This is a genomic window from Herbaspirillum sp. YR522, assembly GCF_000282575.1.
GTDB lineage: Bacteria > Pseudomonadota > Gammaproteobacteria > Burkholderiales > Burkholderiaceae_D > Herbaspirillum.
The window spans coordinates 44147-50816 of record NZ_AKJA01000101.1 but is presented as its reverse complement, the minus strand read 5'-3'; the positions used below and the strand labels follow the sequence as shown (position 1 = coordinate 50816).

The window sequence follows — 6670 nt, the reverse complement described above, 5'->3', positions numbered from 1 at the left end:
AGCCGCCGCCAAGCCGGCGGTCCCGCCCGAGGACGTGCTGCTGCTGCGCGAGATCCGCGATGCGCTCAAGAAGCAGTAAGCCAGCCTGTGGTGCTCATACCGGATTGTCGATATCGATGAACCGGTGCTCGATACCGAAGTGCTGGGCCGCGTAGGCGCCCAGCGCCTGCACGCCATAGCGCTCGGTGGCATGGTGACCGGCAGCGATATAGACGGTGCCGGTCTCGCGCGCCAGGTGCACCGTGGGCTCGGAGATCTCGCCGCTGATGTAGGCGTTGGCGCCGGCGGCGATGGCGTCGTCGAGCATGCCTTGCGCCGCACCCGTACACCAGGCGATCTGGCCCAGCGGCTGTTGCGGGTCGCCGATCAGCAGCGGCGCACGACCCAGGCGTTTTTCGATCAGGGCGGCGAGATCGGCTGCGGTCTTGATCGCCGCCATGCCGGAGCGGCCCCACCAGCCGAGGTCGTTGTCGCCGAAACGCCCCTCGGGCAACAGGTCGAGCTGGCGCGCCAGCTGGGCATTGTTACCCAGTTGCGGATGGGCATCGAGCGGCAGGTGATAGGCGAACAGGTTGATGTCGTTGGCCAGAAGCAGCCTCAAGCGCCGTTGCCGGATCCCGACCACGCGCGGGTCCTCGCCGCGCCAGAAATAACCGTGATGAACCAGGACCGCATCGGCCTTGAGGTCGAGTGCCGCCTCCAGCAGCGCCAGGCTGGCAGTGACGCCGCTGACCACCGAGGCGATCCGGGAACGCCCTTCCACCTGCAGGCCGTTTGGGCAATAATCCTTGAATTGCGCGGCATTCAGGGTCTGCCCCAGGAATGTCGATAGCTCGTCTCTGTTAATCTGCCGGGTCATTCTCTTTCCTCTTTCAATTTCAATATGCGACGTCTATGGCTGTTGTTTGCCCAAACCGTAACAGTAGGTTTGGCTTTGTGGTTCATTGTAGCGACCCTCAAGCCCGACTGGGCATCGGGCAGCTCCAGTTCGCGTGCCCGCCCCGCCGCTTCCACCGTGCAGATGCAGGAGGCCACGCCAGATGCACCGGCGCTGACCTCGTATCGTCACGCCGCGCGCCAGGCGATGCCGTCGGTGGTCAACATATTCACCACCACCGAGGCACGTCCGCAAAAAAGCCCGTTCCAGAATGATCCGTTCTTCCGCAAGTTCTTCGGCGACCAGTTCGACGACCAGCAGGGGGAAGACAAGCAGTCCAGCCTGGGCTCGGGCGTGATCGTCAGCCCGCAAGGCTACATCCTGACCAACAACCATGTGGTCGAGGCGGCCGACCAGATCGAGGTGGCGCTGGCCGACGGCCGCAAGGCCACCGCCAAGGTGGTGGGTATCGATCCCGAGACCGACCTGGCGGTGATCAAGATCGACCTGCCGAACCTGCCGGCGATCACCCTGGGACATCCCGAGAACAGCTCGGTAGGCGATGTGGTGCTGGCCATCGGCAATCCCTTCGGCGTAGGCCAGACCGTGACCATGGGCATCGTCTCGGCACTGGGTCGCAACCACCTGGGCATCAACACCTTCGAGAACTTCATCCAGACCGATGCCGCCATCAACCCGGGCAATTCGGGCGGGGCCCTGGTCGATACCAACGGCAACCTGCTGGGCGTCAACACGGCGATCTATTCGCGTACCGGCGGCAACCTGGGTATCGGCTTTGCGATTCCGATGTCGACCGCCAAGACCGTGATGGAATCCATCATCAGCCACGGCCAGGTGGTGCGCGGCTGGATCGGTGTCGAGCCGCAGGACATCACGCCTGAACTGGCCGAGAGCTTCGGCCTGGGCAAGAAGACCGGCGCCATCATCGCCGGCGTGCTCAAGGGCGGTCCGGCCGATCGTGCAGGCATGAAGCCGGGCGACATCCTGGTCAGCATCGATGGCAAGCCGGTGGTCGACACCACCGAGATGCTCAACGTGATCGCCCAGCTCACTCCTGGCCAGGCGATCGACATGACGGTACTGCGCCGGGCGCAGGAGACCAAGCTGTCGATCACGGTCGGCAAGCGTCCGCCGCCGGTGCGCACCGACGACGAGGAAGAAGAGTAGGCATCATCGATGGCTGCTGCCGCGCTGGTTCGGCACAGCCAATCCCACCGGAGACCGATTTCCATGCATGTGCGTGACCTGACCCGCTTCCTGGCGGAACTGAGCGAGAACAACAACCGCGCCTGGTTCGTGATGAACAAGCCGCGCTATGACATCCTGCGCGCCGAGTTCCTGGCGCTGACCACGCAACTGATCGCCGACATCGCCAAATTCGATCCGGCGGTGGCGGGATGCAACCCCAAGAAGGCGCTGTTCCGGATCAACCGCGACATGCGTTTTTCGCACGACAAGAGCCCCTACAAGACCCATTTCTCGGCCGCCATCACGGCCAGCGGACTGAAGAAGCCCAGCCAGGGCGGTGGCCCGGCCTACTACTTCCACATCGATGCGGCCGGCACGTTGCTCGTCGCCGGCGGCGAATACCTGCCGCCGCCACCGCGGCTGCGTGCCATCCGCACCCGCGTCGTCGAGGACGCTGCCGGCTTTACCAGGATGCGCAAGAACAAGAAGCTGGTGGCGACCTTCGGCGACCTGCAGCAGGAAGGCATGCTGTCGCGCCCGCCCAAGGGCTTCGATGCCGACAGCCCCAACCTCGACTACGTCAAGCGCAAGAGCTTCATCGTCTGGACCGAGACCGACGTCAGCAAGAAGGTCCCCAAGGACCTGGCCGGCGATGTGCTGGCCGGCTTCAAGGATGCCTATCCTCTGGTGGATTGGCTGCGGGGAATCGCCCTCTACACACCCGAGTAGATCACCATCCCGGTGGCGCAATGAAAAACGCCGTTCGCAGACTGGCTGCCAACGGCGTTTGCTGATGCTGATGCTGCTGCGGCAAAGGCGCCAGTTCGGCGCCGCGCTGGCTAGTCGGCAACCGACGAGCTGGGCTCCTCGGTGCTGTCCGGTGCGCGCGTGACGCGCTCGAAGATGGGCGCGATCAACAGGCCGATCTCGTAGAGCAACACCAGCGGCACGGCCAACATCAGTTGGCTCATGATGTCCGGCGGCGTCACCACGGCGGCGATGACGAACGCGCCGACGATCACGTACGGACGGATCTGCTTGAGCTTGACCAGCGGCACCACCCCCATGCGCACCAGCACCACCACGATCACCGGCACTTCGAAGGTCACGCCGAAGGCCACGAACATGGTCAGCACGAAATCGACGTAGGCATCGATATCCGGCGCCACTGATACCGACTTGGGCGCGAAATTGTTGATGAAAGGAAATACCACGCCGAAGACGAAGAAGTAGCAGAACGCCACGCCGACCACGAACAGCAACGACGAAGACACCACCAGAGGCGCAATCAGCCGCTTCTCGTGGGTATACAGGCCGGGCGCGACGAAGGCCCACACCTGGTACAGCACCCAGGGCAGGGACACCAGCACGGCCGCCATCATGGTGACCTTGATGGGGATCAGGAACGGGGTGATGACGCCGGTGGCGATCATCTTGCTGCCGGTGGGCAGGGCCGCCAGCATCGGCGCGGCCAGCACATCGAAGATATGGGCCGCGAACGGCATCATGCACAGGAACACCACCAGCACCACCGCGGCCGCCTTGACCAGGCGGCTGCGCAATTCGATCAGGTGCGAGATGAAGGTGTCGTCGCCGGCGGCCGGATTGTTTTCTTCAGCCATGGATTTGCAGCAGGATCAAAAGGGACGCGACGTATCGCATCCCGGGATTAAAAGAAGCCGGCCGATTTGCCAGCGCTGATCGGACGATACCTGGCCACGCGGGCCGAGGCCGAAATCACGCGCGTCTTGCGCCCGTTGTGCTGCTTGTACCAGGTTGGCACGGCCGTGGTGCGCGCCAGCTTCTTGCGCCTGAAGGCACGCGCCTTGATCGCCAGCAGGTCGGCGCTGGGCGCGCGCTTCCAGCTGTCGCCACCGGTACCGGCGCCGTCGTAGGTCGCGCCTTCGCCGGTGCCGTTCCAGGCATCGTTCAACTGCGATTCGGTTTCCGACATGCTCTTGTTGAAATCGCTGGACACGGCGCTGGCCGCCTGCTCGACATCGGTGCGCATCTTGCGCAGCTCTTCCAGCTCGATCTCGCGGCTGACCTCGCTCTTGACGTCGTTGATGTAGCGCTGGGCCCGGCCGAACAGGGTGCCGGCCATGCGCGCCACCTTGGGCAGCCGCTCGGGGCCGATCACCACCAGCGCGACCACACCGATGAGGGCCAGCTTGGTAAGGCCGATATCAATCATGAGTCTTTCTGGGCAATTGAGTGCAGATTAAGCAAGGGCCAGGCCCGATGACAGACGGGCCGGCACCCGTCAGGAGAAAGCAGGCCCGGCGGGCGCTGCCACGGGCAGCACCGGCCAGGGCCGGAATACGGATCAGGTGCCGGTCTTGTCCTTTTCCTTGGCCTGGACGTCGATGGCGGCATCCTTCTTTTCCTCGTCGCCACTCTTGACGCCGTCCTTGAAGCCCTTGACGGCCTTGCCCAGGTCGGACCCCATGTTGCCGAGCTTCTTGGTACCAAACACCAGCATCACGATCACCAAGACAATCAGCCAATGCCAAACACTGAACGAACCCATTCTATTCTCCTAAGCGGACATCCCTGTCCCAGTCTGTAAAAACGTTCCCTGTCCTACGCCCGTCAGATCGGGCTTGTCATTGTTGCACGCGCACGCGCCACGGTTGCGGCCCGCCAATCACATGCATGTGCAGATGGTACACCTCTTGCCCGCCATCCGGTCCGGTGTTGAACAAGGTCTTGAAACCACCGCTGGCCTGGCCGGCGGCGTCACGCAGGTAACCGCAGCCCTGTTCGGCCGCCAGCTTGGGCGCCAGCGCCGCCATCTTGCCCAGCAGGGCCTCGTCGGCCGGGCCGCAGTCGGCCAGGGTTGCAATGTGACGGCGTGGCACTACCAGGAAGTGCACCGGCGCTGCCGGATTGATGTCGTGGAAGGCGATCACGTCCTCGTCTTCGTAGATCTTCCTGGACGGGATCTCGCCGGCCGCGATCTTGCAGAATATGCAGTTGTCCAACTCGTTCTCCTGGTGGATGGATCGGACTCAGTCCGGGCGCGCGGCCTTTTCAGCCAGCCCGGAGAGGCCCTCGCGGCGGGCCAGCTCATCGATGACGTCCTGTGGCTTCAGGTCGAACTGTGCCAGCAGCACCATCGAATGGAACCACAGGTCGGCACATTCGTAGAGCACCTTGGAACTGTCGCCCGAGACCCGTGCGTCCTTGGCGGCCATCACGGTCTCGGTGGCCTCTTCGCCGATCTTCTTGAGGATGGCATCGTCGCCCTTGGCAAACAGCCTTGCCACGTACGATTGCTCGGGATTGCCGCCATTGGCGGGCTTGCGCGACTCGATCACGTCGGCCACGCGTTGCAGGATGTCACTCATGATGTCTCGCCCGGCTCCACGCCCTTGCGGGGTTTCCCGGCCTTTGCCGCCGGCGGGGTGGGCGTTGCGCCACCGGCGCCGGGTGCCAGGTCCTTGAGCACCGGCTCCACGGTGACCCACTCGCCGTTGGTGGCGTCGCCCTCGAGCTTCTGGAAGAAGCAGGAGTGACGTCCCGTATGGCAGGCGATGCCGGCGATCTGCTCGATCTTGAGCAGCACCACGTCTTCGTCGCAGTCGAGGCGGATCTCGTGCACCTTCTGGAAATGCCCCGACTCTTCGCCCTTGTGCCACAGCTTCTTGCGCGAACGGCTCCAGTACACGGCTTCACCGGTCTCGACCGTGCGCGTCAATGCCTCGCGGTTCATCCAGGCAAACATCAGCACGTCATTGGAACCGACTTCCTGGGCGATCACGGGCACCAGGCCCACTTCGTCCCAGCGTACCTTGTTGAGCCATTTGGCGCTGATGCTCATGCCAGCCTCATGGAAATGTTCTGGTCGGCCATGAAGCGCTTGGCTTCCTGCACGGTGTGCTGGCCATAGTGGAAAATGCTGGCGGCCAGCACGGCGTCGGCGCGTCCGCGCGTGATGCCGTCGGCCAGGTCCTGCAGGCCGCCGACGCCGCCCGAGGCGATCACCGGGATGGCGACCGCTTCCGAGACCGCGCGCGTGAGGTCGAGATCGAAGCCGCTCTTGGTGCCGTCGCGATCCATGCTGGTCAGCAGGATCTCGCCGGCGCCCAGGCGTGCCATGTTGCGCGCCCAATCCACCGCGTCCAGGCCAGTGGCGTTGCGTCCGCCGTGGGTATAGACCTCCCAGCGGCCGTCACCGGCGCGCTTGGCGTCGATCGCCACCACGATGCACTGCGAACCGTACTTGCCGGCGGCATCGGCCACCAGTTGCGGATTGGTCACGGCCGAGGTGTTGATGCCGACCTTGTCGGCGCCGGCGTTGAGCAGGCGTCGCACATCCTCGACCGAGCGCACGCCGCCGCCCACCGTGAGCGGGATGAAGACCTGCGAGGCCACCGCCTCGATGATGTCGAGGATCAGGTCGCGGCCATCCGAAGAAGCCGTGATATCGAGGAAAGTCAGTTCGTCGGCGCCCTGGTCGTCGTAGCGACGGGCGATCTCGACCGGGTCGCCGGCATCGCGCAGCTCAAGGAAGTTGACCCCCTTGACCACGCGGCCGGCCGTCACGTCCAGGCACGGGATGATGCGTTTAGCAAGTGCCAT

Annotated in this window: 10 protein-coding genes; 2 read left to right on the top strand and 8 right to left on the bottom strand. The window is 64.2% G+C overall.

Translation table 11 applies throughout. The annotated features are described in order from the left end of the window. Window positions 1-94 precede the first annotated feature (94 nt). On the bottom strand, window positions 95-859 hold the full coding sequence (locus PMI40_RS12575; protein ID WP_008115852.1) for a Nif3-like dinuclear metal center hexameric protein: 765 nt from the start codon (window positions 857-859) through the stop codon (window positions 95-97). Between the two features lie 24 nt (window positions 860-883). Between PMI40_RS12575 and PMI40_RS12570 the strand changes: the two genes are divergently transcribed. Together PMI40_RS12570 and PMI40_RS12565 are read left to right on the top strand one after the other, a co-directional pair. Next, window positions 884-2065, top strand: coding sequence for a Do family serine endopeptidase (locus PMI40_RS12570; RefSeq protein WP_040501984.1), 1182 nt, complete (start codon window positions 884-886; stop codon window positions 2063-2065). 63 nt (window positions 2066-2128) lie between these two features. Beyond that, window positions 2129-2815, top strand: a complete 687-nt coding sequence (locus tag PMI40_RS12565; RefSeq protein WP_008115848.1) for a DUF2461 domain-containing protein — start codon at window positions 2129-2131, stop codon at window positions 2813-2815. 110 nt (window positions 2816-2925) lie between these two features. Here PMI40_RS12565 and tatC read toward each other — a convergent pair whose 3' ends face one another. The 7 genes from tatC to hisF all read right to left on the bottom strand — a co-directional run bounded on the left by tatC (window position 2926) and on the right by hisF (window position 6670). After that, window positions 2926-3708, bottom strand: coding sequence for a twin-arginine translocase subunit TatC (gene tatC, locus PMI40_RS12560; RefSeq protein ID WP_008115846.1), 783 nt, complete (start codon window positions 3706-3708; stop codon window positions 2926-2928). A gap of 47 nt (window positions 3709-3755) precedes the next feature. After that, window positions 3756-4280 (bottom strand): Sec-independent protein translocase protein TatB, encoded by a 525-nt coding sequence (tatB, locus tag PMI40_RS12555; protein ID WP_008115844.1) that lies wholly within the window; start codon window positions 4278-4280, stop codon window positions 3756-3758. A gap of 132 nt (window positions 4281-4412) precedes the next feature. Beyond that, entirely contained in the window at window positions 4413-4616 is a 204-nt protein-coding gene (gene tatA / locus PMI40_RS12550; RefSeq protein WP_008115843.1) for a Sec-independent protein translocase subunit TatA, read from the bottom strand. Window positions 4617-4692: 76 nt separating this feature from the next. After that, entirely contained in the window at window positions 4693-5070 is a 378-nt protein-coding gene (locus tag PMI40_RS12545; RefSeq protein ID WP_008115841.1) for a histidine triad nucleotide-binding protein, read from the bottom strand. A gap of 27 nt (window positions 5071-5097) precedes the next feature. After that, window positions 5098-5436, bottom strand: a complete 339-nt coding sequence (locus tag PMI40_RS12540) for a phosphoribosyl-ATP diphosphatase (protein WP_008115840.1) — start codon at window positions 5434-5436, stop codon at window positions 5098-5100. After that, a complete protein-coding gene (gene hisI, locus PMI40_RS12535; protein ID WP_008115838.1) occupies window positions 5433-5909 on the bottom strand; it encodes a phosphoribosyl-AMP cyclohydrolase in 477 nt (158 codons plus the stop codon). Before hisI ends, PMI40_RS12540 begins: the two co-directional genes overlap by 4 nt. Then, window positions 5906-6670 (bottom strand): imidazole glycerol phosphate synthase subunit HisF, encoded by a 765-nt coding sequence (hisF, locus tag PMI40_RS12530; RefSeq protein ID WP_008115836.1) that lies wholly within the window; start codon window positions 6668-6670, stop codon window positions 5906-5908. Before hisF ends, hisI begins: the two co-directional genes overlap by 4 nt.

Excerpts from the sequence above, each read along its gene's own strand:
- tatB (WP_008115844.1), bottom strand. The coding sequence starts at position 4,280 with ATGATTGATATCGGCCTTACCAAGCTGGCCCTCATCGGTGTGGTCGCG.
- PMI40_RS12570 (WP_040501984.1), top strand. The coding sequence starts at position 884 with ATGCGACGTCTATGGCTGTTGTTTGCCCAAACCGTAACAGTAGGTTTG.
- tatC (WP_008115846.1), bottom strand. The coding sequence starts at position 3,708 with ATGGCTGAAGAAAACAATCCGGCCGCCGGCGACGACACCTTCATCTCG.
- PMI40_RS12565 (WP_008115848.1), top strand. The coding sequence starts at position 2,129 with ATGCATGTGCGTGACCTGACCCGCTTCCTGGCGGAACTGAGCGAGAAC.
- PMI40_RS12540 (WP_008115840.1), bottom strand. The coding sequence starts at position 5,436 with ATGAGTGACATCCTGCAACGCGTGGCCGACGTGATCGAGTCGCGCAAG.
- hisF (WP_008115836.1), bottom strand. The coding sequence starts at position 6,670 with ATGGCACTTGCTAAACGCATCATCCCGTGCCTGGACGTGACGGCCGGC.
- tatA (WP_008115843.1), bottom strand. The coding sequence starts at position 4,616 with ATGGGTTCGTTCAGTGTTTGGCATTGGCTGATTGTCTTGGTGATCGTG.
- PMI40_RS12575 (WP_008115852.1), bottom strand. The coding sequence starts at position 859 with ATGACCCGGCAGATTAACAGAGACGAGCTATCGACATTCCTGGGGCAG.
- hisI (WP_008115838.1), bottom strand. The coding sequence starts at position 5,909 with ATGAGCATCAGCGCCAAATGGCTCAACAAGGTACGCTGGGACGAAGTG.